Annotated in this window: 20 protein-coding genes; 12 read left to right on the top strand and 8 right to left on the bottom strand. The window is 62.6% G+C overall.

Features of this window, described 5'->3' with window-relative positions; genetic code table 11:
* Nucleotides 1–56: 56 nt before the first annotated feature.
* The 3 genes from AC1D1J_RS03515 to AC1D1J_RS03505 are packed head-to-tail and all read left to right on the top strand — an operon-like array spanning nt 57 to nt 4708.
* The gene (locus AC1D1J_RS03515) at nt 57–344 is read left to right on the top strand and encodes an HNH endonuclease (protein ID WP_477685572.1); all 288 of its coding nucleotides are present in this window, start codon (nt 57–59) and stop codon (nt 342–344) included.
* Entirely contained in the window at nt 341–3112 is a 2772-nt protein-coding gene (locus AC1D1J_RS03510) for a 7TM diverse intracellular signaling domain-containing protein (protein WP_477685573.1), read from the top strand. Before AC1D1J_RS03515 ends, AC1D1J_RS03510 begins: the two co-directional genes overlap by 4 nt.
* A gap of 9 nt (nt 3113–3121) precedes the next feature.
* A complete protein-coding gene (locus tag AC1D1J_RS03505) occupies nt 3122–4708 on the top strand; it encodes an alkaline phosphatase D family protein (protein WP_477685574.1) in 1587 nt (528 codons plus the stop codon).
* 171 nt (nt 4709–4879) lie between these two features.
* On the opposite strand, the gene AC1D1J_RS03500 is transcribed toward AC1D1J_RS03505, so the two are convergent.
* The 3 genes from AC1D1J_RS03500 to mfd all read right to left on the bottom strand — a co-directional run bounded on the left by AC1D1J_RS03500 (nt 4880) and on the right by mfd (nt 11059).
* Nucleotides 4880–6736 (bottom strand): ABC transporter ATP-binding protein, encoded by a 1857-nt coding sequence (locus AC1D1J_RS03500; RefSeq protein ID WP_477693903.1) that lies wholly within the window; start codon nt 6734–6736, stop codon nt 4880–4882.
* A gap of 115 nt (nt 6737–6851) precedes the next feature.
* Nucleotides 6852–7562 carry a phosphoserine phosphatase SerB gene (gene serB, locus AC1D1J_RS03495; RefSeq protein WP_477693902.1) on the bottom strand — a complete coding sequence of 237 codons (711 nt, stop codon included), beginning with the start codon at nt 7560–7562 and terminating at the stop codon, nt 6852–6854.
* Nucleotides 7559–11059, bottom strand: coding sequence for a transcription-repair coupling factor (gene mfd / locus AC1D1J_RS03490; protein WP_477693901.1), 3501 nt, complete (start codon nt 11057–11059; stop codon nt 7559–7561). Before mfd ends, serB begins: the two co-directional genes overlap by 4 nt.
* Nucleotides 11060–11216: 157 nt before the next feature.
* Here mfd and ispD point away from each other — a divergent pair, with 157 nt between their 5' ends.
* Nucleotides 11217–11996, top strand: coding sequence for a 2-C-methyl-D-erythritol 4-phosphate cytidylyltransferase (gene ispD, locus AC1D1J_RS03485; RefSeq protein ID WP_477685578.1), 780 nt, complete (start codon nt 11217–11219; stop codon nt 11994–11996).
* 32 nt (nt 11997–12028) lie between these two features.
* Nucleotides 12029–12511: a 2-C-methyl-D-erythritol 2,4-cyclodiphosphate synthase gene (gene ispF / locus AC1D1J_RS03480; protein ID WP_477685579.1), complete on the top strand. Its 483-nt coding sequence runs from the start codon at nt 12029–12031 to the stop codon at nt 12509–12511.
* Nucleotides 12512–12610: 99 nt separating this feature from the next.
* Here the strand turns inward: ispF and AC1D1J_RS03475 are convergent, their stop codons facing one another.
* Together AC1D1J_RS03475 and ompR are read right to left on the bottom strand one after the other, a co-directional pair.
* Nucleotides 12611–13987 (bottom strand): sensor histidine kinase, encoded by a 1377-nt coding sequence (locus AC1D1J_RS03475; RefSeq protein ID WP_477685580.1) that lies wholly within the window; start codon nt 13985–13987, stop codon nt 12611–12613.
* 348 nt (nt 13988–14335) lie between these two features.
* Entirely contained in the window at nt 14336–15073 is a 738-nt protein-coding gene (gene ompR / locus AC1D1J_RS03470; protein WP_007866319.1) for an osmolarity response regulator transcription factor OmpR, read from the bottom strand.
* 362 nt (nt 15074–15435) lie between these two features.
* Between ompR and AC1D1J_RS03465 the strand changes: the two genes are divergently transcribed.
* Nucleotides 15436–16152 carry an SIMPL domain-containing protein gene (locus AC1D1J_RS03465; protein WP_477685581.1) on the top strand — a complete coding sequence of 239 codons (717 nt, stop codon included), beginning with the start codon at nt 15436–15438 and terminating at the stop codon, nt 16150–16152.
* Here AC1D1J_RS03465 and AC1D1J_RS03460 read toward each other — a convergent pair.
* A complete protein-coding gene (locus AC1D1J_RS03460; RefSeq protein ID WP_477694463.1) occupies nt 16121–16666 on the bottom strand; it encodes a multidrug/biocide efflux PACE transporter in 546 nt (181 codons plus the stop codon). The genes AC1D1J_RS03465 and AC1D1J_RS03460 overlap by 32 nt on opposite strands.
* Before the next feature lie 122 nt (nt 16667–16788).
* Here AC1D1J_RS03460 and AC1D1J_RS03455 point away from each other — a divergent pair, with 122 nt between their 5' ends.
* Nucleotides 16789–17697: a LysR family transcriptional regulator gene (locus AC1D1J_RS03455; protein ID WP_477685582.1), complete on the top strand. Its 909-nt coding sequence runs from the start codon at nt 16789–16791 to the stop codon at nt 17695–17697.
* Nucleotides 17698–17840: 143 nt separating this feature from the next.
* On the opposite strand, the gene AC1D1J_RS03450 is transcribed toward AC1D1J_RS03455, so the two are convergent.
* The gene (locus AC1D1J_RS03450; protein WP_477649170.1) at nt 17841–18464 is read right to left on the bottom strand and encodes an outer membrane beta-barrel protein; all 624 of its coding nucleotides are present in this window, start codon (nt 18462–18464) and stop codon (nt 17841–17843) included.
* Nucleotides 18465–18678: 214 nt separating this feature from the next.
* Here AC1D1J_RS03450 and AC1D1J_RS03445 point away from each other — a divergent pair, with 214 nt between their 5' ends.
* The 3 genes from AC1D1J_RS03445 (at nt 18679) to AC1D1J_RS03435 (ending at nt 21761) form a co-directional block, all read left to right on the top strand.
* Nucleotides 18679–19524, top strand: a complete 846-nt coding sequence (locus AC1D1J_RS03445; protein WP_477693900.1) for an N-formylglutamate amidohydrolase — start codon at nt 18679–18681, stop codon at nt 19522–19524.
* 85 nt (nt 19525–19609) lie between these two features.
* Nucleotides 19610–20656 (top strand): histone deacetylase family protein, encoded by a 1047-nt coding sequence (locus AC1D1J_RS03440; protein ID WP_477693899.1) that lies wholly within the window; start codon nt 19610–19612, stop codon nt 20654–20656.
* A 1-nt stretch (nt 20657) separates the two neighbouring features.
* Nucleotides 20658–21761: an NAD(P)/FAD-dependent oxidoreductase gene (locus AC1D1J_RS03435; protein ID WP_477693898.1), complete on the top strand. Its 1104-nt coding sequence runs from the start codon at nt 20658–20660 to the stop codon at nt 21759–21761.
* A gap of 3 nt (nt 21762–21764) precedes the next feature.
* Here the strand turns inward: AC1D1J_RS03435 and AC1D1J_RS03430 are convergent, their stop codons facing one another.
* Nucleotides 21765–22547 (bottom strand): 3-hydroxybutyrate dehydrogenase, encoded by a 783-nt coding sequence (locus tag AC1D1J_RS03430; RefSeq protein WP_477649166.1) that lies wholly within the window; start codon nt 22545–22547, stop codon nt 21765–21767.
* A 118-nt stretch (nt 22548–22665) separates the two neighbouring features.
* Between AC1D1J_RS03430 and AC1D1J_RS03425 the strand changes: the two genes are divergently transcribed.
* Together AC1D1J_RS03425 and AC1D1J_RS03420 are read left to right on the top strand one after the other, a co-directional pair.
* A complete protein-coding gene (locus AC1D1J_RS03425) occupies nt 22666–23577 on the top strand; it encodes an alpha/beta fold hydrolase (RefSeq protein WP_477693897.1) in 912 nt (303 codons plus the stop codon).
* Between the two features lie 93 nt (nt 23578–23670).
* Complete coding sequence (locus tag AC1D1J_RS03420) at nt 23671–25929, top strand: RelA/SpoT family protein (RefSeq protein WP_477693896.1); 2259 nt, start codon at nt 23671–23673, stop codon at nt 25927–25929.
* The last annotated feature ends 43 nt before the right edge of the window (nt 25930–25972 follow it).

The raw sequence follows: 25972 nt of genomic DNA, 5'->3' as shown, positions 1-25972 counted from the left end.
ATGAGCGCTGCGCAAAGGCAGCTGCCCGCGAGCGGCGGTCAGAGGAAAACGCTGCCGTGAGCAGGCTGGGGCTTACCCGGGACAAGATCTACAAAACTGTGGCACGGCAGCTCCACGGGGTGGTGCCGTGCTGGGTGTGCGGCGAACATGTCACGCCCCAGGCCGCCACCCTGGAGCACATCCTGCCCCTGAGCGAAGGGGGCAACAGCCATGCAGAAAACCTGGCGATCAGCCATGAAGTCTGCAACGGCCAGCGGCACGCTGCAGGTGCCGTTCCGGCTTCTGCCGCCTCGCCGGGGCAGGTCCAAAGGCGCAAGTCCCCGCTTCTTGCCGCCAATCCATGACATCTTGCTTGCGGTACCTGTTTCGGTTTGTGCTTGCCTTGCTGCTGGTGGGTGCCGGGCCATTGGTTTGGGCGCAGCCGCAGGAGCCCGTGCAGGAGCGCACCGAAGCGGGTGAGATCACCATCGGCGGCGACGACAGATATGTACTGTCGCAGTCGTTTACCTACCTTGAAGACGCCGGCGGCGAGCTGACACTGGCCGACCTTTTGAAACCGGATGCCCAGGCGCGCTTTCAGCCGGTGCCGCAAACCGGCTCGGCCACCAATTTTGGTTTGACCAGCTCGGCCATCTGGCTGCGTGTGAACCTGCGGACCGAACGCAGCACACCCGCAGACTGGATGCTGGAGCTGGCCTATCCGCCGCTGGACCGGCTGGAGCTGTATTCACCGGACGGCAAGGGCGGCTTTGTGTGGCAGGTGGGCGGTGACCTGTTGCCTTTTGCCGATCGGGCCGTGGTGCACCGCAACCATGTGATGCCGGTGCGTCTCAAGCCCGGTGCCGTCAATACGCTTTACCTTCGGGTGACGTCGGACGGCACAGTGTCTGCGCCCGTGCGTCTCTGGCAGCCTGCAGCACTGTGGCGGCACGACCAGGCTGAATACGCCACGATCAGCCTCTACTTTGGGTTGCTGGTCGGGCTCTTTTTCTACAACCTGCTGCTGTTTTTCTCGGTGCGTGACCGGGCCTACCTGATCTATGTGGCATTTGTCGGCTGCATGGCCATCGCGCAGGCCGCGTTGACGGGTTTTGGCGCGCAATTCATCTGGCCGGGCCTTACCTGGTGGAACAGCATTTCGCCCCCTGCGGGCATGGCGGCGACCGCATCTTTCGGCATTTTGTTTGCACGCAGCTTTCTTTCCAGTGCACTCAAGATGCCCCGCATGGACCGCTTTATACAGGCGCTGGTGGGCGGCTGGCTGCTGACCCTGCTGGCCGCTTTTACGATGCCTTATGTGGTGTCTTCATGGATGGTGACCGTGCTGGCGGTTCTCAGTGTCACCACGCTGGTCGCGGTGGGTTTGCTGAGCGTGCGCATGGGGCATCCCGGGGCCCGGTATTTCCTGGCGGCATGGGCCCTGCTGCTGGTGGGTGTGGTGACGCTGGCGTTGCACAACACGGGTGTCCTGCCGTCGAATGTACTCACGGCCAATTCGCTGTTGATCGGGTCGGCGCTGGAAATGGTCGTGCTGTCGTTTGCGCTGGCGGACCGCATCAACGTCACACGGCAGGAAAAAGAGCAGGCCCAGGCCCGCATCATGGCTGAGCAATCCATGGTGGAGGCCTTGAGCGTTTCCCAGGAAAATTTTCGCACCCTGCTGAAAGAGCGCGAAATGATCCTGGAAAATTCCATTGTGGGCATTGCCTTCCTGACACCGGATGGCCGCTTTCGCTGGGCCAACCAGGCCATGCTCAAGGTATTCGGTGCAGGCAGCAATCCGTTGACTTCGATGGAGCCGTTTTACCTGTCGCGTGAGCAGTACCTGCAGGTGGGCGGTGAAGTGGCCGCCTGCGTGAGCCGCGGTGAAAACTACGAAGGCGAGATCCAGGTCCGGCAGTTTGACGGCACCTTGATCTGGGTGTCGCTGTCGGGCAAGTCCGTTGCCGGACGCGACCTTTCGCAGGGCACGGTATGGGTGATCATCAACATCACGCAGCGCAAGGAACTGGAGGCCAAGCTGCTGCGCACCTCCTCGGAGCGCGAAGCCATTCTTAACAGTGCGCTGGTGGGTATTGTGCTGTCGGTGAACCGGCGCCATGAGTGGGTCAACGAGAAATTCGCCCAGATGATCGGCGGCCCGCGCGAAGAACTGATGGGGCAGTCTTCCAGCTATATCCATCCCGACCTTGCCACCTGGGAGCAGTTCGGCAAGGAAGCGCGTGAGATGCTGATTGCCACCGGCAGTTATATCAATGAACGCCAGCTCAGAAGGCGGGACGGACAGCTCTTCTGGGTGCAGATGGCCGGCAGTTGTGTTCAGCCCCATGACCCTGATTCAGGTGTGATCTGGGCGTTTCTTGACATCACCGAACGCAAGAAATCAGAGGAAGACACACGCGAGGCCCTTGAGCAGCAAAAGGCGCTCAATGAACTGCGCACCCGCTTCGTGGCCATGACCAGCCATGAGTTCCGTACACCGCTGTCTGGCATTCTTTCCGCCGAGGAATTGCTCAGGCATTACGGCAGCCGCTTGCCTGAGTCGGAAAAACTGGAGATTCTGGACAGCATTGCCGCCGGCGTGAAACGCATGACGGGCATGTTGGACCGCGTGCTGCTGCTGGGCAAGGCCGATGCCCAGATGCTGGAGTTTGAACCGCATCCGCTGGACCTGCACAGGCTGTGCCATCAATTGGTGGAAGAGGCGCGCACCCAGCAACCGGACAGCCTGTGCGAGTTGCAGCTGGATTATTCCGCCGGGGCGGGAGAAGGCCTGTACGACGAGAAGCTCCTGCGCCACATCTTCAGCAACCTGCTCTCCAATGCGGTCAAGTACTCGCCGCTGGGCGGTCTTGTGCGGTTCACCGTGAGCATCGATCAGGACATGACCGTCATGGAGGTGGCGGACGAGGGCATCGGTATTCCGGAGGACGAGTTGCCGCACCTGTTCGAATCTTTTCACCGCGCCAGTAACGTGGGCACCATCCAGGGCACCGGCCTGGGCCTGGCGATTGTGCGCAACGCGGTCGACATCCACGGCGGCACCATCGATGTGCACAGCAGCGCCGGCTCGGGAACCACGTTCATCGTGCGCCTGCCAGCCAGGCACTGAGCGATCCACATGACTCCCGTAATCCACAGGCGCCGGTTGCTTCAGTCGCTGGCGGCGGCGGGTGCTGGTTTTTACCTGCCACCCAGGGCATCGGCCCAGCAACGGCTGACCGGCAATCCTTTCACGCTGGGCGTGGCCAGCGGCTCACCCACCCATGACTCGGTGGTGCTCTGGACGCGGCTGCTTCTGGACAATGATGCGGCCATGCGCTTGCAGCCGGCGCCGGTGGCCGTACGATGGGAGATTGCGCACGACGATCATTTTTCGCGCATCGTGCAAGCCGGCCAGACCCATGCTGTACCCGGTCTGGCCCACTCGGTGCATGTGGAAGTGCAGGGCCTGGAGGCCGATCGCTGGTATTTCTACCGCTTTGCGGTGGGCGAGGCGGTAAGCGCCACCGGCCGCACCCGCACCTTTCCGGCACCCGATGCCGCTGTGGGGCGGCTGCGGCTGGCCTATGCCTCTTGCCAGCGCTGGGAACACGGCTACTACAGCGCCTACCGCCATATGCTTGCTGAAGAGCTTGATCTCGTGCTCTTCCTGGGCGACTACATCTACGAGTACCCCAACGCCGGCCAGCCGGTGCGTGTGCCCACGGGCGGCTGGGTGCTCACGCTGGACGACTACCGCCAGCGCTATGCCTTGCACAAGGGCGACGCCGACCTGCAGGCCATGCACGCAGCCTGCCCGTGGATGGTGACCTGGGACGACCACGAGGTGCAAAACGACTACGCGGGCGCCACACCCGGCAACAGCGGGCCGCCGGCGCCGGACTTTGCCGCCCGCCGCGCTGCCGCTTACCAGGCGTTTTATGAACACATGCCCGTGCGCGCTTCGGCGCTGACGCGGGCCGTGGCCGGCCTGGCAAGCGGCGCTGAAATGCGCATTTACCAGCGCGTTCCCTACGGCCGCCTGGCCTCGCTCTACATGCTCGACGCCCGCCAATACAAGGATGCGCAGGCCTGCACGCGTGACGGGAAAACCGGCTCCAGCACACTGAGCCCCGCCACCTGCGCTGCGTGGAAGGATCCGGCCCGCAGCATGCTGGGGACGCAGCAGGAAAGCTGGCTGGACGCTGAATGGAGCCGGGCCGCCAGCAAGGAAAGCAGCTGGAATCTGGTCGGCCAGCAATCGCTTTTTGGCCAGCGCGATTTTCGCCGTGGGCCTGAGCAGGTTTTCTGGAACGACGGCTGGGACGGTTATACAGCGGCACGCACGCGTTTTACCAACTCCCTGCGCAAGCACGCCGTGGCGAACCCGGTCATCCTCGGCGGCGATGTGCACGAAAACTGGGTGGGCCACGTCAAGGCCGACTACGCAGATGCGGCCAGCCCGTCAGTGGGCACCGAGTTTTGCGGCACCAGCATCACGTCCCGCTCTGCCGGCAACGCGAAAATTCCGGACTACCTCGCCGAAAATCCGCATTTCGTGTTTGCGGACTCAGAACGCAAAGGCTACGGCGTGGTGGAACTGACCCCGCGCAAGCTGACCACCACCTTGCGCGTGGTGAGCGACGTGACGCGTGCCGACAGCGGTGTGCAAACACTGGCGCAGTTTGCGGTGCAGGCGGGGCGCCCGGTGATCGAGAAAGCCTGAATCCGGCATGAGTGCAGCAGGCTCCGGGTTCAGGTATTTTGAGGCTTTTTCGTAAGCAAAATCGGGCTCTAGCCCTTTCAGTGCATGCGCGAGAAGCTATTAAAACAATAGCAAACGAGTGCCCGCCCCAGATGAGTACCTGAGGCGCGGCACCCGGCGCGGCCAGCAGCGTCAAGCCGCCAGCTCTTCTTCTTCCAGGTTGTCGCTGAGGAAGCCACCGCTTTGGTGCGCCCAGAGCCGTGCATACAGGCCGCCGTTGGCCAGCAGGCTGCGGTGGTCGCCTTCTTCGACGATGCGCCCTTGGTCGAGCACGATCAGCCTGTCCATGGCGGCGATGGTCGAGAGGCGGTGGGCAATCGCAATTACCGTCTTGCCCTGCATCAAGGTGTTCAGGCTGCTCTGGATGGCGACTTCGACTTCAGAGTCGAGTGCGCTGGTGGCTTCATCGAGCAGCAGGATGGGTGCGTCTTTCAGCATCACGCGCGCAATCGCGATGCGCTGGCGCTGACCGCCTGAAAGCTTCACACCGCGTTCGCCCACGTGGGCGTCGTAGCCGTGGCGGCCGTGCGGGTCGGTCAGGTCGGCGATGAAGGTGTCGGCTTCGGCACGCCGTGCGGCCAGGCGCATGTCGTCGTCGGTGGCGCCGGGGCGGCTGTAGGTAATGTTGTCGCGCACCGAACGGTGCAGCAGCGAGGTATCTTGCGTCACCATGCCGATGTGGCTGCGCAGGCTGTCCTGCGTCACGGTGGCAATGTCCTGGCCGTCGATCAGGATGCGCCCGCCGTCGAGGTCATAAAACCGCAGCAGCAGGTTGACCAGCGTCGATTTGCCCGCGCCGGAGCGTCCGATCAGGCCTATCTTTTCGCCAGGCCTGGCGGTCAGCGTCAGTTGGTCGATGACCGGCTTGTTCTTGCCGTAGCTGAAGTTCACGGCTTCAAAGCGCACTTCGCCGCGCGGCACGTCCAGTGCGGCCGCATCGGGCGCGTCCACGATGGTGTGCGGCCGCGAAAGCGTGTTGATGCCGTCCTGCACGGTGCCCACGCTTTCGAAAAGGCTGGTGGTCTCCCACATGATCCAGTGCGACATGCCCTGCAGGCGCAGCGCCATGGCAGTGGCCGCGGCCACCGCACCCGCGCCGACCTGGCCCAGGTGCCAGAGCCATAACGACGTGCCGGCCATGCCGAGGATCAGGCCCATGCTGAGCGTGTGGTTGACGATCTCGAACGCGCTGACCAGGCGCATCTGGGTGTAGCCGGTCTTCATGAACTCGCTCATCGCGTCGCGCGCGAAGCCGGCCTCGCGCCGGGTGTGCGAGAACAGCTTGACGGTGGTGATGTTGGTATAGGCGTCGGTGATGCGGCCTGTCATCAATGAGCGGGCGTCGGCCTGCTGCTTGCCGATGCGGCCCAGCCGCGGCACGAAGTAATAGAGGCTCGCGATGTAGAGCGCCAGCCAGACCAGGAAGGGCGCTACCAGTTTCGTGTCGAAGGCGGCGGCCAGAACCGTCATGGTGGCGATGTAGACGCCCATGGCCACCAGCACGTCGGCCAGCACGAAGAGCGTGTCGCGCACCGCCAGTGCGGTCTGCATGACCTTGGTGGTCAGCCGGCCGGCGAATTCGTCCTGGTAGAACGACATGCTTTGCCCCAGCATCAGGCGGTGAAAGTTCCAGCGCAGCCGCATCGGGAAGTTGATGGCCAGCGTCTGGTGCTTCACGGTGGTCTGCAGCGCCACGGCGGCGATGCTGGCCACCACGATGAAGGCGAGCCAGCCCAGTGCGTTGCCGTGCTCGACCCACAGGTTGGCGGGCGCCGTCGCGCCCAGCCAGTCGACGATGCGGCCCAGCATGGCGAACAGCAAGGCCTCAAAAACCGCCATGACCGCCGAGAGCAGCGCCAGCTGAAGGATGTAGCTGCGTGCGCCTTCGGTGCAGGCCCACAGAAAGGCCATGAAACCCTTGGGCGGCAAGGAAGGGTCAGCGTCAGGGTAGGCGGGAAGCTGGCTTTCGAATCGTTTGAAAAAACCCATGGATGTCGTTTGTCTTTGGTTCAGGTGTCTGCTTATAAGGTGTTATGGCTGTGGGATCGTTGACTTATTTCGGAGTGATTGATGCGCCGGCTGTGATGCCGGCAACACCAGGGCTTCAGCTGAAGAGCTCCAGCATCCGGTCCAGGCCGCCTTCATTGATGGCCACCATGGCCTGCTCGCGTACGCGCGGCTTGGCGTGATAGGCCACCGAGAGGCCGGCCACGCCCATCATGGGCAGGTCGTTGGCGCCGTCGCCCATGGCGATCGCCTGCAGCGGGTTGATGCCCAGCTTGCTGCAGGTCTCGAGCAGCATCTTGCGTTTTTCGTCGCCGTCGCAGATGTCGCCCCAGGGCTGGTCGACCATCTTGCCGGTGAGATAGCCGTCTTTCACCTCCAGCACGTTGGAGCGCGTGTAGTCGATGCCGAGTTCGTCACGCACGCGGTCAGTGAAGAAGGTGAAGCCGCCGCTGACCAGCAGCACCTTCATGCCGGCTTTCTTGCAGGTCTGCACCAGTTCGGCCGCGCCGGGGTTGAGTTTCAGTCGCTCGCGGTAGACCTCGTCCATGCTGGCCACGCTCACGCCCTTGAGCAGGGCCACGCGCTGGCGCAGGCTGTCCTTGTAGTCGGTGATCTCGCCGCGCATGGCGGCTTCGGTGATGGCTGCCACCTCGGCCTTGCGGCCCGCAGCGTCGGCGATTTCGTCCACACACTCGATATTGATGAGCGTGGAATCCATGTCAAAGGCGATCAGCCTGAAATTGCTGAGCTTGAGGTCTGGCGTAGAGACGTTGACGACGAGGCCGGGGGAGATTTCAGCGGGGGTCATGCGGGCGTTGCTTCTGTGGTGGAGGGGGTTTTGGGTTGACCGAGAGAGCGCAGGATGTCGCGCACCATTTGCGCGCGGTCTTTGGGTTCGGGGAGCTCGCGCTCGATACGCAGCTTGTCGTTGCCGGCCAGCTTGATGTGCCGGTTCTTCTGGATGAGGTGCATGATGGCCATCGAATCGATGGGCGGGTCTTTCTTGAAGGTGATGTTGATGCCGCCGGGCGCGGCATCGACCTTGACCACGCCGTAGGGACGGGCAATCACGCGCAGGCGGTGCACGTCGATGAGTGTCTGTGCCTGCGGCGGCAGCTTGCCGAAGCGGTCGACGATTTCTTCCAGCAGCGCGTCGATCTGGTCGGTGTTCTTCGCCGTGGCCAGCTTTTTGTAGAACGACAGGCGCAGGTGCACGTCGCCGCAGTAGTCGTTGGGCAGCAGGGCCGGGGCGTGCAGGTTGATCTCGGTGGTGACGCTGAGCGGCGACAGCAGGTCGGGCTCGCGCCCGGCCTTGAGCGAGGCCACGGCTTCGCTGAGCATCTCGTTGTAGAGCTGAAAGCCGACTTCGAGCATGTTGCCGCTCTGGTTTTCACCCAGCACTTCGCCGGTGCCGCGGATTTCCAGGTCGTGCATGGCCAGGTAAAAGCCCGAGCCGAGTTCTTCCATCTGCTGGATGGCTTCGAGCCGCTGGCCGGCCTGCTTGGTCAGGCCCTCGATGTCGGGCACCATCAAATAGGCGTAGGCCTGATGGTGGCTGCGGCCCACGCGGCCGCGCAGCTGGTGCAGCTGTGCCAGGCCGAACTTGTCGGCACGGCTCATCACGATGGTGTTGGCGGTCGGCACGTCGATGCCGGTTTCGATGATGGTCGAGCACAGCAGCAGGTTGTAGCGTTGGGCGATGAAGTCCTTCATCACGCGCTCAAGCTCGCGCTCGGGCATCTGGCCGTGCGCCACTGCGATTCGCGCTTCAGGCAGTATCTCTTCGAGCTTTTCGCGGCGGTTCTGGATGGTCTCGACCTCGTTGTGCAGGAAGTAGACCTGGCCGCCGCGTTTCAACTCGCGCAGCACTGCTTCCCGGATCACGCCATTGTTTTCGCTGCGCACAAAGGTCTTGATGGCCAGGCGCCGCTGCGGCGCAGTGGCGATCACGCTCAGGTCGCGCAGGCCTTCAAGCGCCATGCCCAGCGTGCGCGGGATCGGCGTGGCGGTCAGCGTCAGCACATCGACCTCGGCGCGCATCGCCTTCATGGCCTCTTTGTGGCGCACGCCGAAGCGGTGCTCTTCGTCGATGATGAGCAGGCCCAGGCGCTCGAACTTCACGTCCTGGCTGAGCAGCTTGTGCGTGCCCACCACGATGTCGACCGTGCCGTCGGCCAGGCCCTTGATGGCGGCGGTAATCTCTTTGCCCGAGCGGAAGCGGCTCATCTCGGCGATCTTGACAGGCCACTTGGCGAAGCGGTCCACCAGCGTCTGGTAGTGCTGCTCGGCCAGCAGGGTGGTGGGCGCCAGCAGCGCCACCTGCCGCCCGCCGGTCACGGCAATGAAGGCGGCGCGCAAGGCCACTTCTGTTTTTCCGAAACCCACATCGCCGCAGACCAGCCTGTCCATGGGGCGCGGGCTGATCATGTCCTGGATCACCGCATGGATGGCGGCGCGCTGGTCGGCGGTTTCCTCGAAGCCGAAGTCGTTGGCAAAGGTCTCGTAGTCGCCGGGCGAATAGCGGAAAGCATGGCCTTCGCGCGCGGCGCGGCGGGCGTAGATGTTGAGCAGCTCGGCGGCCGAGTCGCGGATCTGCTCGGCGGCCTTGCGCTTGGCCTTTTCCCATTGGCCGCTGCCCAGCCTGTGCAGCGGCGCTTCCTCGGCGCTGACGCCGGTGTAGCGGCTGATCAGGTGCAGCTGGCTGACGGGCACGTACAGTGTGGCGCTGTCAGCATATTCGAGGTGCAAAAACTCCTGCAGCAGCGGCGTGCCGTCGGCATTGGTGCCCTGGCCCAGGTCCATGTTGATGAGGCCGCGGTAGCGGCCAATGCCATGGGCGCTGTGCACCACTGGGTCGCCCACGTTGAGCTCCGAGAGGTCCTTGATCAGTGCTTCGACGTCGCTGACCTGTTCCTGCTTTTTGTTGCGGCGGCGCACGGTGGTGCCCGCGGCAAACAGTTCGGTCTCGGTGATGAAGTCGATGCCTTCTTCAAGCCAGCTGAAACCGGTGTTCAGCGCCGCGGTGGCGATGCCCAGTTTTTCATTGCTGGCCTGGAAGTCTTCAAGCGAGTCAAAGGCCGGCGGGCTGACGCTGCTGGCGCGCAGGAAGTCCAGCAGGCTTTCGCGGCGGCCATCGCTTTCGGCCAGCACCAGCACGCGCTGGGCGGTGTTGCGTACATGGCCCTTGAATTTAGCCAGCGGGTCTTCGGCGCCGCGCACCACGGCCATTTCACCCAGCTTTTGAAACTGTGCGTTGTCGGCCACGTCTTCGACCGTGGCGCGTATGGCCAGCTGCGCGTAGTCGTTGGCGCGAGCGTAAAACTGCTCGGTGCCCAGGAAGAGCGACTCGGGCGGCAGCGCCGGGCGGTCGGGCGCGTCACGTACCAGCCGGTAACGGTCTTTGGTGTCTTGCCAGAAGCGCTGGAAGGCCGGCTCCAGGTCGCCGTGCAGCACCACGGTGGCATTGCCGCCCAGGTAGTCAAACACGGTCGCGGTTTCTTCAAAGAAGAGCGGCAGGTAGTACTCAATACCGGCGGTCGCGACGCCGTTACCCATGTCTTTGTAGATGCGGCTTTTGGTCGGATCGCCGTCCAGCAGCTCGCGCCAGCGGCTGCGAAAGCGCGCGCGCGCCTCGTCGTCCATCGGAAACTCGCGTCCGGGCAGCAGGCGCACTTCCGGCACGGGGTAGAGGCTGCGCTGGCTGTCGGGGTCAAAGGTGCGGATGCTGTCGATCTCGTCGTCAAACAGGTCAACGCGGTAGGGCACGGGGCTGCCCATGGGGAAAAGGTCGATCAGGCCGCCGCGCACCGCGTATTCGCCGGGGCTGACGACCTGCGTGACATGGCTGTAGCCGGCGAGGGTGAGCTGGGCTTTAAGTTTGGTTTCGTCAAGCTTTTGCTTGACCTTGAACTGGAAGGTGTAGCCCGCCAGAAAGCTGGGCGGCGCCAGGCGATATAGCGCCGTAGTAGCGGGCACGATGACGACGTCGGCGCCAGTTTCCTTGTCGCGCTGCTGGATTCGCCACAGCGTGGCCAGGCGCTCGCTGATCAAATCCTGGTGGGGCGAGAAGGTGTCGTAGGGCAGGGTTTCCCAGTCCGGGAACAGCGCGCAGCGCAGGTCAGGTGCAAAGAAGGCGATCTCGTCCATCAGGCGCTGGGCCGTGGTGGCGTCCGACGTGATGATGGCGGTGAGTTTGCCCGCAACTTTTTCCCGGGTGCCCAGACGTGCCAGCAGCAGGGCATCGGCAGAACCGGCGGGCTGGGGCAGGGTGTAGCGTTTGCCGGTGACGAGTGAGGGTAGGTGCATTGATCGGTGCGCTGGCGAGTGTGTCGTTTCAAACAATCAGGAAAGAGGAAGGCAGGAAAGGCCAAAATTCAAACGACAAAAGCCAGACACCCCAAACCATCCGGAGTGGGGTGCCTGCATGCGTTCAAGCATCGATTTTAGAATCTATGATGAAGTTATGACGACAAGCCCTGCCAATAACCGTTCCGAACCCCGTTTTTTTGTGCTGATTCCCTGTGCGGGGCAAGGTAGCCGGGCCGGAACCCCTCAAGCCAAGCAATACCAGGTGATTGACGGCCTCCCTATGGTCCGCCATACCGTAGAGGCTTTTCGGGCGCTTCCAGGCACTTTCACCGGTTTGTGGGTGGTCATTTCCCCGTCGGATGACGATTTTTTGAAGGTGTTTCCCGATTTCGGCAACACGAACGAAACCCTGTGGGTTGGTGGCGGACTGACCCGTGCGGCCACGGTGCTGAACGGCCTCAAAGCGATGGTGGCGCAGCAACCCGGCGGCGCGGCCCTGACCGACTGGGTGCTGGTGCACGATGCGGCGCGCTGCCTGGTCACAGCCGGGCAGATCAAGGCCCTGATCCATGAATGCCGCAATGATTCTGTGGGCGGCCTGCTGGCTCAAAAGCTGCCGGACACGCTTAAAACCGAACGGGACGGCCGCGTGGCCGCCACTGTGGACCGTAGCGACAAATGGCTGGCGCAAACGCCGCAAATGTTTCGTATCGGCGCGCTGATCGATGCGCTGGAGCACACAGGAGACGCTGTCACCGATGAATCCAGCGCCATGGAAGCAATGGGCGTATCGCCCAGGCTGGTCAACGGCAGCGCGCAGAACTTCAAGGTGACCTATCCGGAAGATTTCGCTCTGGCGGAAGCGATTCTCTGGCAGCGCAGACGCAGCGGCGAACTGGCTGGTTTTCCCGGCCGGCCCTTGAATGCCGCCTGACGGTTCAAACAATCTTATGAAAGCCTTCATCCATGTCCCTCATGAATTTTCGAATCGGTGAAGGCTGGGACACCCACGCGCTGGTGCCTGGGCGCAAGCTCATCATCGGTGGTGTGGACATTCCCCATACTGTCGGCTTGCTTGGCCATTCGGACGCCGATGTGTTGTTGCACGCAATCACCGATGCGTTGCTGGGCGCTGCCGGGCTGGGCGACATCGGCTCGCATTTTCCGGACACCGACGCGCGCTTCAAGGGCGCTGATTCGACCGTCTTGCTGGCGGAGGTCGGGCGCTTGCTGGCAGAGCGTGGCCACAAGATCGGCAACATCGACAGCACGGTCATTGCGCAGGCGCCCAAACTTGCGCCTTACATTGCGGCAATGCGCACGCGCATCGCAGAAGTGCTGGCGCTGGAAGTGGGACAGGTGAACGTCAAGGCCAAGACCGCCGAAAAGCTCGGCCCGGTAGGACAGGGCCTGAGCATGGAAGCCCGGGCTGTTGTCCTGCTTTTTTAGCGCTATTGTTTTGATAGCTGCTCGCGCACGGCCTGCCTGGTCGGAGGGGTGGTTTCCCTTTGAGGTCGGCTGCGCAGCCGTACAGCCTTCTGCGGGGGGTCAGCTCCTGCGCAGCTTGATATGCGCGGCGAGCCCACCGGAGCCTGTGTTGGCCAGGCCAAATACGCCGCCCATGCGGTGAATCGTCTTTTCGACAATCGCGAGACCCAGGCCCGCCCCGGTGGCGGCCGTGCGTGCGGCGTCTCCCCGGAAAAACGGGCGGGTGAGCTTGGACAAGGTCTCGGGTGCTACGCCCATGCCGTGATCCCGTACCTTGATCAGCACCCACTGGTCACGGCCTTTAGCCGCAATATCAACCAAGGCAATGCCGGTTTCAGGTGTCTTGCCGTAGCGCCTGGCATTTTCGAGCAGGTTTGAAATCACGCGCGACAACTCGACCTCGTCGGCCAGCACGGCCATGTCGTCCGGGATGGTGACGGTGACCCGCATGTCTTCATAGTCTGCGATGGCATACACAGCGGCATCGACCACCGCATTGAGTGATACCCGTTCCAGCCGCGGTGGCTCGGGCCGTGCGTAGTCAAGGAATTTGTCGATGATGGCATCCAGCTGGGTGATGTCTGCGGCCATGTGCTCGCGCGCATCCATGTCGGTGACGCTCATCTCGGTTTCCAGGCGCAGCCGGGCCAGCGGGGTGCGCAGGTCATGGGAAATCCCCGCCAGCATGATGACCCGGTCCTGCTCGATTTTGGACAGCTGTTCGGCCATGCGGTTAAAGCCGATGTTGACCTCACGGATTTCGCTGGTCGCCACTTTTTCATCCAGCAGGCTGGCATCGAAGTCGCCGTCCCGCATTCGGCTGGCGGCGAACGACAGCTGCTTGAGCGGCCGGTTGATCAGGCGGGCAATAAAGGCTGCCCCGGCCAGCGACAGGGCCGCCGCCGTGATGAGCCAGATGATCCATGTGCTGTTGCGTGAGGGCCCGATCTTGGAGGGATCCGTGAGCAGCCAGTACGCATCGCCGTCGATGGTAAAGCCCACCCACAGGCCCTTCTGGCCATTGACGCTGCTGGCCACCACGGTGCCGTTGCCCAGTCGCGCTCTGAGCTCTTCGGCTGTGCGCTCACCCAGGTCGTCACTTTCAAAAAGCTCGTATTTATCTTTGGGTTCTCTCGGCGTGATGCGTACGCGCTCTTCATCGGCCAGTGTTTTGATCAGCGATACGCGAGCGATGGAGTCGGAATAGCGCAGTGCAGCGCGGCTGAGGTTGACGAGCGACGCAAGCTGCTGCGCATTCTGGATGGCGCGCGGCTCGGATTCGAGTGCCCGGAAGGTCTGCAGCCAGGCAACGATGGAGCCGAACAGCAGTAGCGCCAGGAAAAAGAAGGTCCGCCAGAACAGGCTGAAACCCCTGCGCGGGCGCATTTCCAGCGGGGCCGGGGCGGTTTCGAGGGGAACTGGATTGGTAGCGTCCATAAGGAAGTGGGGTACGTGGGCGCGAGCGCTGTGATCAATGGACGTTAGCACGATAAGCCTGCGCTACCGCAGCCAAGCTGTTGCCGCCTGTTGCAGGCCCGCCATACTTGCCCCCACGGTCGCTCACTTTGTGTAGCTCCCTGCCCCCCGAGGGGGCCGCCCGCCTGCAGTCCGGCAAAGCCGGTCCTGCGGCTCATGCTGGTAAAAGACTACTTCCGCTGGTCCTGCCCGCTGAACTCTTCAACCCAGCATGAGCCGCGGAACTGGCTTTGCCAGGCCGCAGGCGGGCGGCCCCCTCGGGGGGCMGCGCATTACACGAAGCCGAAGGCGCAGTGAAAAGCGTGGGGGCTAGTTCGTTCCGTCCGGCACAAACACGTAGCCGATACCCCAGACCGTCTGGATGTAGCGGGGCACCGCAGCGTCCACTTCGATCAGTTTGCGCAAACGCGACACCTGCACGTCCAGGCTGCGGTCAAAGGGCTCGAATTCGCGTCCGCGTGCCAGCTGTGCCAGTTTTTCGCGGGACAGCGGCTGCCGCGGGTGGCGCACCAGGGTTTTCAGCATGGCGAATTCGCCGGTGGTCAGCGGCAGCTCTTCGCCGTTCTTGTGCAGGGTACGCAAGCCCATATCGAAGGAAAACGGCCCAAAGGTAATCACTTCCTGGTCGCTGGACGGCGCACCCGGTACTTCGGCCGTCGGCCGGCGGCGCAGCACGGCGTGGATGCGGGCGAGCAATTCACGGGGATTGAACGGTTTTGCCAGGTAATCGTCGGCGCCGACCTCCAGGCCGACAATGCGGTCCACGTCCTCGCCTTTGGCGGTCAGCATGATGATGGGTGTACGGTCATTGGCGGCGCGCAGGCGGCGGCAAATGGAAAGGCCGTCTTCGCCGGGCATCATCAAATCCAGGACGATCAGGTCGACGGCGTCGCGCAGCATGATGCGGTTCAGCGCTTTGCTGTCTTCGGCGAGGATGACCTCAAAACCTTCCTGGGCCAGGTAGCGACGCAGCAGGTCGCGAATGCGGGCATCGTCATCAAGGATCAGGATTTTGTCGGCGCGGGCGTTGGGTTGAGCTTGGGTCATAGTCATCTGGTAATTTGTAACAGAGCCATTTTGAAGGCTGAAAAGGCGGGATGTCGCATTTTTCAGTCGGTTTGACACACTGTTACAAAAGTTGCGGTCACATGCAAGTGTGCGTGTTGACTATGGCAATGCGCCTACATTCGATTGAAAAAACACATGTAAAAATAATCGGCCGCTCCCCGGGCACCGCGCTGGCGGGCCCTTGTAAAAGCAATGCCGGGCGAATGCGCCTGGTTACTTGCGGTGAACAGGCTGCTTGATTTGCAGCGTTCCGGATGTTCACCGCGATTTCCCCCTCCATTTCACGCTTGTCTTTTTTAGCCAGAAGCGGCTGAAATCCACCACCCCGAAAGGTAATTCTGATGCGAGCTCCAAAATCGATCGCTTTGTGTGTCCTGTTGGCAGGCGCAGTGCTGGGTAGCCACGCGATGGCCCAGACCAACTTCCACGAATCCCTGCAGAACGTGGCTCAGTTATCGGTCAGCGGCTCGGTGGAGGTGCAGCAGGACCTGTTGTCGATTTCATTGACCACAACCCGTGATGGTGCTGACGCAGGCGTCGTGCAAAGCCAGCTCAGGCAGGCGCTTGAGACCGCGCTGACCCAGGCCAAACAGGCGGCAGCGCCCGGCCAGATGGAGGTGCGCACCGGGAATTTCAGCCTGTATCCGCGTTATGGAAAAGACGGCAAGATCAATGGCTGGCAGGGCTCTACCGAGCTGGTGCTGGAAGGCAAGGACTTCCCGCGCATTACCAGTACGGCGGGCAAGATCCAGACCCTGACCATGGGCAGCGTCAGTTTTGCATTGAGCCGGGAGCAACGCGCCAAAGTCGAGGGCGAGGCCCAGGCGCTCGCGATTGAGCGATTCAAGGCCAAAGCCAGTGAGGTGGCGCGCAGTTTTGGTTTTGCCGGCTACTCGCTGCGCGAAGTCTCGGTGAATGCCAACGACCAGGGCTCTCCACCGCGTCCCCGCATGATGGCGATGTCGGCCAAGGCCGAAATGGCCGATGCATCAGTGCCTGTGGAAGCCGGCAAGAGCACGGTATTGGTTATTGTGTCCGGCTCTGTGCAGATGAAGTAAGACACTTGCCGGCGGGCGCTGCGCAAAGCAGCGCGGGCGCCGGCTGCTGCCCGCCCGCCGTGCGGCCGGCCAGCTGGGCTTTGCGCGCGTGGCGCGCCACCACCCGTGAGCGGACATGGTCGTAAGCCCAGTTAAAGCAGAAGGTATAGGGCAGGAAGAACAGCACGATCGCAATGTCCAGTACAAAGGCTTCCCACAGGCCGATGTCCAGCCACCAGGCCGCCAGCGGAACCACCGCGATGATCAGGCCGATTTCAAACAGCACAGCATGCACTGCACGCGCCGTCAGGGTGCGCTGAAAGCCCATGCGGCGCTGCGCCCGGTCAAACAGGGCGTTGAACACCATGTTCCAGCTCATCGCCATCAGCGAAACCATCAAGGTCAGCAGGCCCATGTGCGCCAGCGAATAGCCGAGCAGCCAGGCGCCTAGTGGCGCACAGATGGCAATGGCCAGGATTTCAAAGCCGAGGGCGTGGAAAAACCGTTCTTTCAGGGATTTTTGGAGGCTCATGATGTGCGTTCTAGATGATTTACCGGCCGTTGAGGCGAGATGCCTTACCGCCATGACGGTATTTTCATCGCTATTTCGAATACATTAAAATCAATAATCATCGAAAAAATAGATAGAAAGCCGCTATGCGCCATTCCCCGGAAGCCTTGACCGCTTTTGCCGAGGCTGCGACCCTGGGTTCGTTCTCGGCTGCGGCCCGCAAACTGGGCAAAAGTCAGTCGACGGTGAGCAGTGCGATTGCCAACCTGGAAATCGACCTTGGCCTGAACCTGTTTGACCGGAGCAGCCGAAAGCCGGCACTGACGGAACACGGACGGGTCATGCTGGGCAAGGTGCAGGAAATCCTCGCGGCCAGCGACCGGCTTGACCGCGCTGCCAGCCAGCTTGGGGGCGGCCTGGAGCCCCGGCTCAGCGTGGTCTGGTCGGATACCTACCAGTCAGACCGGTTTGAAGAAATGCTTTCGGCTTTTGAGAAAAGCTTTCCCGACCTGGAGTTTGAATGCCTGATTGCCGAACACGGCGACCTGGTGTCGCTGGTGCAAACAGGGCGGGCAAACATTGGCGTGGTAGCCGCCCAGGGCGCTTATCCGCCCGACATTGGTTCGGCCACGATTGCCGAGCAGTCTGAAATCACCCTGTTTGTGGCCGCCGCCCACCCATTGGCCAGCATGAAAGACATCACGCCCGACGTTCTGGCCAATTTCAGGGAGCTGCGGCTGGATACCTATATAGAGATGGAGCAGGGCGCGCAGGGAGTCCGGAGCTCGCATGGGGCGCGCCAGTCGCGCCGCGCGTGGTCCGCTCCCAGCTATCTCATGCTGCTGGAAATGGCGGTGTTGGGTTTCGGATGGGCGGCCATTCCGCGCTGGATGGTGACGCGCTTTGCCGCTGGCAAACTGGTCGAACTTCATGCGCGCGGCTGGCCGCGCAGGGTGCCAGTGGACGCCGTGTGGTCACGCCAGCGCCCCTTGGGCCGTGCCGGAACCTGGCTGTTGCGGGAGATGCTGGCGCCGCACTTGCCGGCGGTTTTATAAGAATAAAGTGCTTGAAAGCGAAGAAAAACGGGCGCGAGCAGCTATGAAATTGATAGTGAATGCGTGAAGCGACAACGTGAAAAAGCCCGCATGCCGTGAAAGGCATGCGGGCTTTTGGCTGGTGGCTACGCTGCCACAACGGCCTAGAAGCGGTAGCGCAGGCCTATGCTGGTGGTGCTGAGGCGTTCCTTGTTGCCACCGGGGTACTTCATGTCATGCTCGTCCCATTGCAGCACCGCCGACAGGGTCGGAGTGAATGCCCATTCGGCACCCAGGCCGTACGACACGCCCCAGTTGCTTTCGCTGCCTGTGGCAATGCCGGACGCAGGTGCGGCGGACACGTGACTGCGTCCATAGGTCGTCCCCAGCTTGCCCAGCAGATTGAAGGAATTGCTGAGCGGCAAACGGCCGACCAGGCTCAGGTTGATGCCTTCTGCATCGGTCTGCCCGCCGCCACGGTTGATCTTGCCGAAATCGGTATAGCCCAGTTCCAGGCCTAAGTTGTTGTTGAAATAGCTGCCGCCGTAGATGTTGTACGACGTATCGTGATTTTCGGAAGCGAAACCGCCGGCGCCGCCGGGCAGCGAAAAATCGGACCTGCCCACATTGAGGCCGAAATAGCGCGAGCCCGGTGCGTAAAACGAGTAGTTGCTGCTGGATGTGGTGTTGGACGATGTCGAACCGCTTTGGGCGTTGGCCCCTGCGGCCGCAGCCAGGGCGGCGGCGGCCAGCACGGTTGCGGAGAGTCTGCGGGTCAAGGATGGCATGGTGTTTCCTTCAATGGCTGAAATTTCGGAATGCACTTTTTCGTCTGGAAAAAGCGACTTGATTGGCTTTCCGCTGTGAAATTTAAGGGTCGCACCCACACGCCGTTGTGAGGCTAAAAGTTAAAACGCTGTAGGACAAACGGAAGTTTGCGAAGGGGCTGAACCTGATGGCGCCACCGCCGGTTTGCCAATGTGCTGCTGCTAAAGTCAGGGCATGCCCTCCATTACCTACCTGCCCGGAAGCACTCCGCTGGTTCTTGATTCCCCGCACAGCGGGACGGTGTATCCGGCTGATTTCAGGCATGCCTGCGAGTTCGCCGTGCTGCGCAGCGCCGAAGATACTCATGTTGAAAAACTGTATGACTTCGCGCCGGCGTTGGGTGCGCATTGGGTTGAGGCGCATTTCCCCCGAAGCTACCTGGACGCCAACCGCAACACCACCGAAATGGATGTGTCCCTGCTGGATGCGCCCTGGCCCGAACCGGTAGACGACGATCCCCGGGTCATGTCCAAGGTCCGCCTGGGCAAGGGGCTGATCTGGCGCACCACCGACGAAGGCGTGCCGCTGTATGACCGCAAACTGGGAGTGGCAGAAATCCAGGCGCGCATCGAGCAGTGCTGGAAGCCCTACCACGCCGCCGTGGCGCAGGCGATTGATGCCGCCTGGCGGCAGCGCGGCTACAGCATCCACATCAATTGCCACTCCATGCCGGCAGTGGCCTCGGGCAGCGCCACCGATTTTCCGGGAGAGGCGCATGCGGACTTTGTGGTCGGCGACCGTGAAGGCACAACTGCCAGCAAGGCGTTGTCGACACTGGTGTGTGAGCACCTGCGCGCGCATGGCTACAGCGTGGCCTACAACCATCCCTATAAAGGTGTGGAGCTGGTGCGCCGCTATAGCGACCCGGCCGGGCACCGGCACAGCATCCAGCTGGAGATCAACCGCAAGCTGTATATGGACGAAACCACGCTGGAGATGACGCCGGGCGCCGGGGCCCTGAAGGCGACCTTGCGCTCACTGGTCGAGGTGTTGCTGAAGACCGACCCGCGCACACTTTGATGGTGGCAGGCTGCGCCGTGCAGCCGGCCACCATCACTCACCATCACGTCTTCCTGCTCATGAACAAACCAGACCATCAGCCACCATGCTTACTTTTTTCAGCGACAGCCACCACGACCATGCCCCTGCGTTCGAGTTTTACCGCGGTGAGCGCGTGCCGTGTTTTGAAACCCCCGAGCGGGCCGAATACGTCAAGGCCCGCCTGAGCGAGCGCGGCCACGAGCTGCGCACACCCCAGGCCGACAGCCGCGCGCTGTTGGCCAAAGTGCATAGCGCCCGCTACCTGGCGTTTCTGGAGCATGCGTGGCGCGACTGGGTGGCGCTTGAAGAGGGCAACGACCAGCGACAGCCTTTTCCCTCCGTCTGGCCCGTGCGTACCTTGCGCAGCGACGTGGAGCCCGTCAATTTCACCGCACGGCTGGGGCTTTATTCGATGGACAACGGGTCACCGCTTTCCGCGGGAACCTGGACGGCTGCCAAGGCTGGTGCAGATGCCGCCGCCGGCGCTGCCGCCTTGCTGGCGACCGGCCAGCCTTCAGCTCGCGGCGTGTTCTGCTGCAGCCGTCCACCCGGCCACCATGCAGGGGCCGATTTCATGGGGGGCTACAGCTTCCTGAACAACGCTGCAGTCGCTGCCCAGGCGTTTCGGGACGGCGGTGCCGCGCGCGTGGCAGTGCTGGACGTGGACTACCACCACGGCAACGGGACACAAAGCATTTTTTACGACCGCGCTGATGTGCTTTTTGTGAGCCTGCATGGCGACCCCTTGACCGAGTACCCGTTCTACCTGGGCCATGCCAACGAAACCGGCGCGGGCGAGGGCGAGGGCTTTAACCTGAACCTGCCGCTGGCCGCCGGCTGTACCGTGCTGCGCTGGTTTGAGGCGCTGGAAGCGGCATGCCTGCGCATCAAGCAGCACCGCGCCGATGCGCTAGTGGTATCACTGGGGCTGGACACCTTTGCCGAAGACCCCATCTCCACATTCGCGCTGCTGCCTGGTGACTTTATCCGCCTGGGCGAGCGCCTGGGCAAGCTGGGGTTGCCCGCGGTATTTGTGCTAGAAGGCGGTTACGCCGCTGCGGCGCTGGGCACCAACGCTGTCAATGTCATTGAAGGTTTTGAGGGCGTTTGATATGGACCAGGTCGATTGCGTGGTGATTGGTGCGGGTGTGGTGGGCCTGGCGGTGGCGCGTGCGCTGGCCTTGCAGGGCAGGGAGGTGATGGTGCTGGAAGCCGCCGACGCGATAGGCACAGGCACCAGCTCGCGCAACAGCGAAGTTATTCACGCCGGCATTTACTATCCGCAGGGTTCGCTCAAGGCGCGGCTCTGCGTGGAAGGCAAGGGCCTGCTGTACGACTACTGCGCGGAACGCGGCATAGGCCACAAGCGCTGCGGCAAGCTGATCGTAGCGACCAGCGAGGCTCAGGTGGTGCAGCTGCAGGCTATCCGTGAAAAGGCCGCTGCCAACGGCGTGAACGACCTGGTGCTGCTGACCCGCGAAGAAGCCCGGGCGATGGAGCCGCAACTCGAATGCGTGGCGGCGCTGCATTCGCCCAGCACTGGTATTGTCGACAGCCACGGCCTCATGCTGGCGTTGCAGGGCGATCTTGAGAATTCCGGCGGACTTGTAGTATTAAATTCGCCCCTGGCCCATGCGGAATGTGCGCAAGCAGCTATTAATTTAATAGCAGAAGACGGTACGGAACTGCAAGCCAGGACCGTCGTCAACGCCGCCGGGCTGCAAGCCCAGCACCTGGCCAGCCGCTTTGCAGGATTTCCGGCGCAGCATGTGCCGCCCAGCCATTACGCCAAAGGCAACTACTTCACCTTGCCCGGCCGTTCGCCCTTCAGCCGCCTGATCTACCCCGTGCCCGAAGCCGCCGGCCTGGGTGTGCACCTGACCATCGACCTGGGCGGCCAGGCCAAGTTCGGCCCCGACGTGCAATGGGTCGACTCACCCGACGACCTGGTGGTGGACCCGGCGCGCGGCGATGCCTTTTACGCCGAAGTACGCAAGTATTGGCCCGGATTGGCTGACGGTGTGCTCATGCCGGGTTACTCGGGCATGCGTCCCAAGATCCAGGCGCCCGACGAAGCCGCCAAAGATTTTCTGATCCAGGGACCGCGTGATCACGGTGTGGCAGGGCTCGTCAATCTTTTTGGTATTGAATCGCCGGGGCTGACAAGTTCACTGGCGATTGGCGGCTATGTGGGCCGTATGGTGCAAACGGCTTGATCTTTACTGCGCCGCCCAGCCACCATCCATGTTCCAGGCCACGCCGCGCACGTTGTTGCCCGCGGGTGAGCAGAAAAACACTGCCAGCGCGCCGAGCTCTTCGGGCGTGGTGAACTGCAGCGAAGGCTCTTTTTCACCCAGCAGTTGCTGCTTGGCGGCCTCGTTGCTGATGTTGCCAGCCGCGGCTTTGGCATCCACCTGTTTTTGCACCAGGGGCGTCAGCACCCAGCCGGGGCAGATGGCGTTGCAGGTGACACCGGTGGTGGCGTTTTCGAGGGCGGTGACTTTGGTCAGGCCCACAATGCCGTGCTTGGCGGCAACGTAGGCGGATTTTTCTGCAGAGCCCACGAGGCCGTGGACCGACGCCACGTTGATGATGCGTCCCCAGCCTTTGCCGCCGTTGGCGGCCAGCATGGCAGGCAACGCCAGGCGGGTGGCGTGAAAAGCGCTGCTCAGGTTGATGGCGATCACAGCGTCCCATTTTTCGACCGGAAAGTTCTCGACGCGGGCAACGTGCTGGATGCCGGCGTTGTTGACGAGGATGTCGACCTGGCCGAATTGCGCGGCAGCAAACCGCATCATGTCCTCGATGTCGGCGGGCTTGCTCATGTCGGCGCCGTGGTAGGCCACGCGCACGCCCAGCGCTTCGATCTCGGCCTTGGGACCGTCCACATCGCCGAAGCCGTTGATGACGATGTTGGCGCCTTGCGCTGCCAGCGCCTTGGCGATGCCCAGGCCGATCCCGCTGGTCGAGCCGGTGACGAGGGCTGTTTTACCTTTGAGCATGATGTTTCTCCGGATGATTTACGATGGTTGAGCTGGGATTCTGAACGGCGCGCGGTGCAGGCTGCGCATCGCCAGTTTCTCAAGCAATTATCAAGCCTTTGAATTGAACTGCCGCACCATGACCCAACCTACGCTGAACTACGTAAATTGCCCCGACGCCACAGGCGGGCACCGCATGGCGTACTGGCAATGGGGCCGGCCGGAAAGTGCGCACGTCGTGGTGTGCGTGCACGGCCTGTCGCGGCAGGGGCGCGATTTTGACGTACTGGCGAGGGCGCTGTGCGACCAGGCTCCGGGCGGCATTCGCGTGGTCTGCCCCGACGTGGTGGGCCGCGGGGAAAGCGACTGGCTCAAAGATCCCATGGGCTATCAAATGCGGGGCTATGCCGCCGACATGCTGGCGCTGCTGGGCCAGCTGCACGCGCAGGCGCCCGTGGTTTCGCTGGACTGGGTGGGCACCAGCATGGGTGGCCTGATCGGGGTAGCGGTGTGTGGGACCGCGGGTCTGCCCTTGCCGGCGCCGGTGCGCCGGCTGGTGCTCAATGATGTGGGCCCGGCCATCCAGTGGCAGGCGATCGTACGGATCGGCGCTTATTTGGGGCAGGCCGGTCACTTTGGGTCGGTGCAGGAAGCGGCTGATGCGATGTGGGCGATTTCCCAAAGCTTTGGCCCGCACACGCCCGACCAGTGGCTGGCGCTGTCGCGTCCCATGCTCAGGCGCGTCTCGGACGCCGCCGATGCCAAATGGCGCCTGCATTACGACCCGGCCATCGCCGTGCCTTTCAAGCAGGAGACCGAGCAATCCGCACAGCAGGGTGAAGCCTTGCTCTGGCAGCTCTACGACAATATCAAGGCGCAAACGCTGGTGATCCGCGGCAAGCAGTCGGACTTGCTGAGCTCCCAGACGGCTCAGGCCATGACGGTCCGCGGCCCGCGCGCACACCTGGTGGAGTTTGACGGGGTAGGCCATGCGCCCACGCTGATCGCTGCGGACCAGGTGGCCGCGGTGGCGGGTTTCCTGCTTGGGTAGCGCTTGGGTAGTGCCCGGGTATTGAATTGGGTGATGCAGGGGAAGTGCTGCAATGCGGCACTGCCAGCCTCGCAACTATTTGACTGAAGTTTCATGAAAAGCAATGTGGTCGGGCCCGGTAGCCCGACACCCTCCCAGGGGGCAAACGCCTCCATCGTGACCGCCACGGCCGACAGCCTGCCGGACCAGCCGCATGCGCTGGCCCGTGCCCGGGCGTTTGCCGAGCCCCTGATTGCCAGCGAAACGCATGACACGGGTGAAAACATCCTGGCGCATGCCGACGCCGTGGCGGCCATCCTGAAAAACATCGGCGGCTCGGAAGCCATGCAGGCCGCGACCTACCTGGTGTATGCGTGCCAGCATCTGAACAAGCCGCAGGAAGTCATCACCAAGGCATTCGGCGCCAACTATGCTGCGCTGGCGCTGGAAACCACCAAACTGGTCCAGGTGCAGCGGCAGGCTCGCACGGCCAATGCCAAGGCGCACTTGCTGGACGACCCGGCTGCGCAAACCGAAAACGTGCGCAAGATGCTGTTGGCGTTCTCGCGCGACTTGCGGGTGGTGATGTTGCGGCTGGCGTCACGGCTTCAAACCCTGCGCCATTACGCGGCCACCCGGCAACCTGCCCCTTTGCCGCTGGCCCACGAATCCCTGCATGTGTTCGCACCGTTGGCCAATCGCCTGGGCATCTGGCAGATTAAATGGGAAATGGAAGACTTGGCCTTCCGTTTCCTGGAGCCCGATACCTACAAGCAGACAGCCCGTCTGCTGGATGAAAAGCGCGTGGAGCGCGAAGGCTTCATGGAGGCCTTGCGTGCGCAGCTGGAGCGCGAGCTGAACCAGAACGGCATTGCCGCGCTGGTGCAGGGCCGACCCAAGCACATCTACAGCATCGTTAAAAAAATGCGCGGCAAGTCGCTTGACTTCGAGCAGGTGTTTGATATCCGTGCCTTGCGTGTGATTGCCGCCGACGTGAAGGGCTGTTATGCCGCGCTCGGTTTTGTACATTCGCGCTTCACGCCGGTGGACGGCGAGTTTGACGACTACATCGCCAAGCCCAAGTCCAATGGCTACCAGTCATTGCACACCGTGGTGCGCGACGATGGCGGGCGGGCGGTGGAGATACAGGTGCGCACGCAGGCCATGCATGACCATGCCGAGCACGGCGTGGCTGCGCATTGGGCCTACAAGGAGGCGGGTGCCAAGGGTTACGCGGGCGTATCGGCCAGCAGCGAATATGACGCCAAGATCGCCGTGCTGCGGCAACTGCTCGCGTGGGAGCGGGACCTCTCGGGCCCGGCTTCCCAGCGTGCACGCGACGCCAAGCAGGGGCTGTTCGAAGACCGCATCTACGTGCTGACTCCTGATGCCGCCATTGTGGAATTGCCGCAGGGCGCGACGACGGTGGATTTTGCTTACAGCGTGCACACCAGCCTGGGGCACCGTTGCCGGGGCGCGCGCATTGACGGTGTCATGGTGCCGCTGAATACGCCCTTGCAAAATGGCCAGACGGTTGAAGTGATCACCGTGAAGGAAGGTGGCCCCTCGCGCGATTGGCTCAACCCCGAGCTCGGTTTCTTGTGCAGCCACCGTGCAAAGTCGAAAGTCCGCGCATGGTTCAACGTGTTGGCCATGGAACAGACGGTGGCCCGGGGCCGCGAGGCCGTGGAAAAGCTGCTTCAGCGCGAAGGCAAGACCGCCATGAAGCTGGACGACCTGGCGGTGCAACTCGGCTTCAAGGCGGCGGATGATTTGTTTGAAGTAGTGGGCAAGGACGAGCTGTCACTGCGCACGATCGAAAACATGCTCAGGCCACCCGAGCCGGTGTTGAGCCAGGACGACTATGTGCTGGCAAAAAAAGCGCGCCCGCCGAATCAGAAATCCAAAAGTGGCGGCGGCGTGCTGGTGGTCGGCATGGGTTCGCTGCTGACGCAGCTGGCCAAATGCTGCAAGCCGGCGCCGCCGGATGAAATTCTCGGTTTTGTCACCAAAGGCAAAGGGGTCAGCATCCATCGCAGCGACTGCAGCAATTTCCGCAACATGGCCAGCGGCAGTCCCGACCGCGTGATTGAGGTTGAATGGAACGCACCCAAGACGGCGGATGGCGCGGTGTATCCGGTGGATGTGGCCGTGGAGGCGGCGGACAGGCAGGGATTGCTCCGCGATATTTCCGAGGTATTCGCCAAGGAAAAAATGAATGTGATTGGTGTGCAGACGCAATCGGTCAAGGACAACCGCGGCGGCACGGCCTGGATGACATTCACCGTGGAGGTTGCGCAATCGGGCCGGCTTAACCAGGTGCTGGCCGTCGTGGCCGAGGTGCCGGGCGTGCGGTCTGCGCGGAGACGCTGAACCCCATCAACAGGACTTTTTTAGGCAAATTTTCAGGGCGAAG

The sequence above is a fragment of the Polaromonas sp. P1_F8 genome (assembly GCF_056405635.1).
The sequence above is the reverse complement of the archived record's forward strand: the minus strand, read 5'-3'. Positions and strand labels throughout refer to the sequence as shown.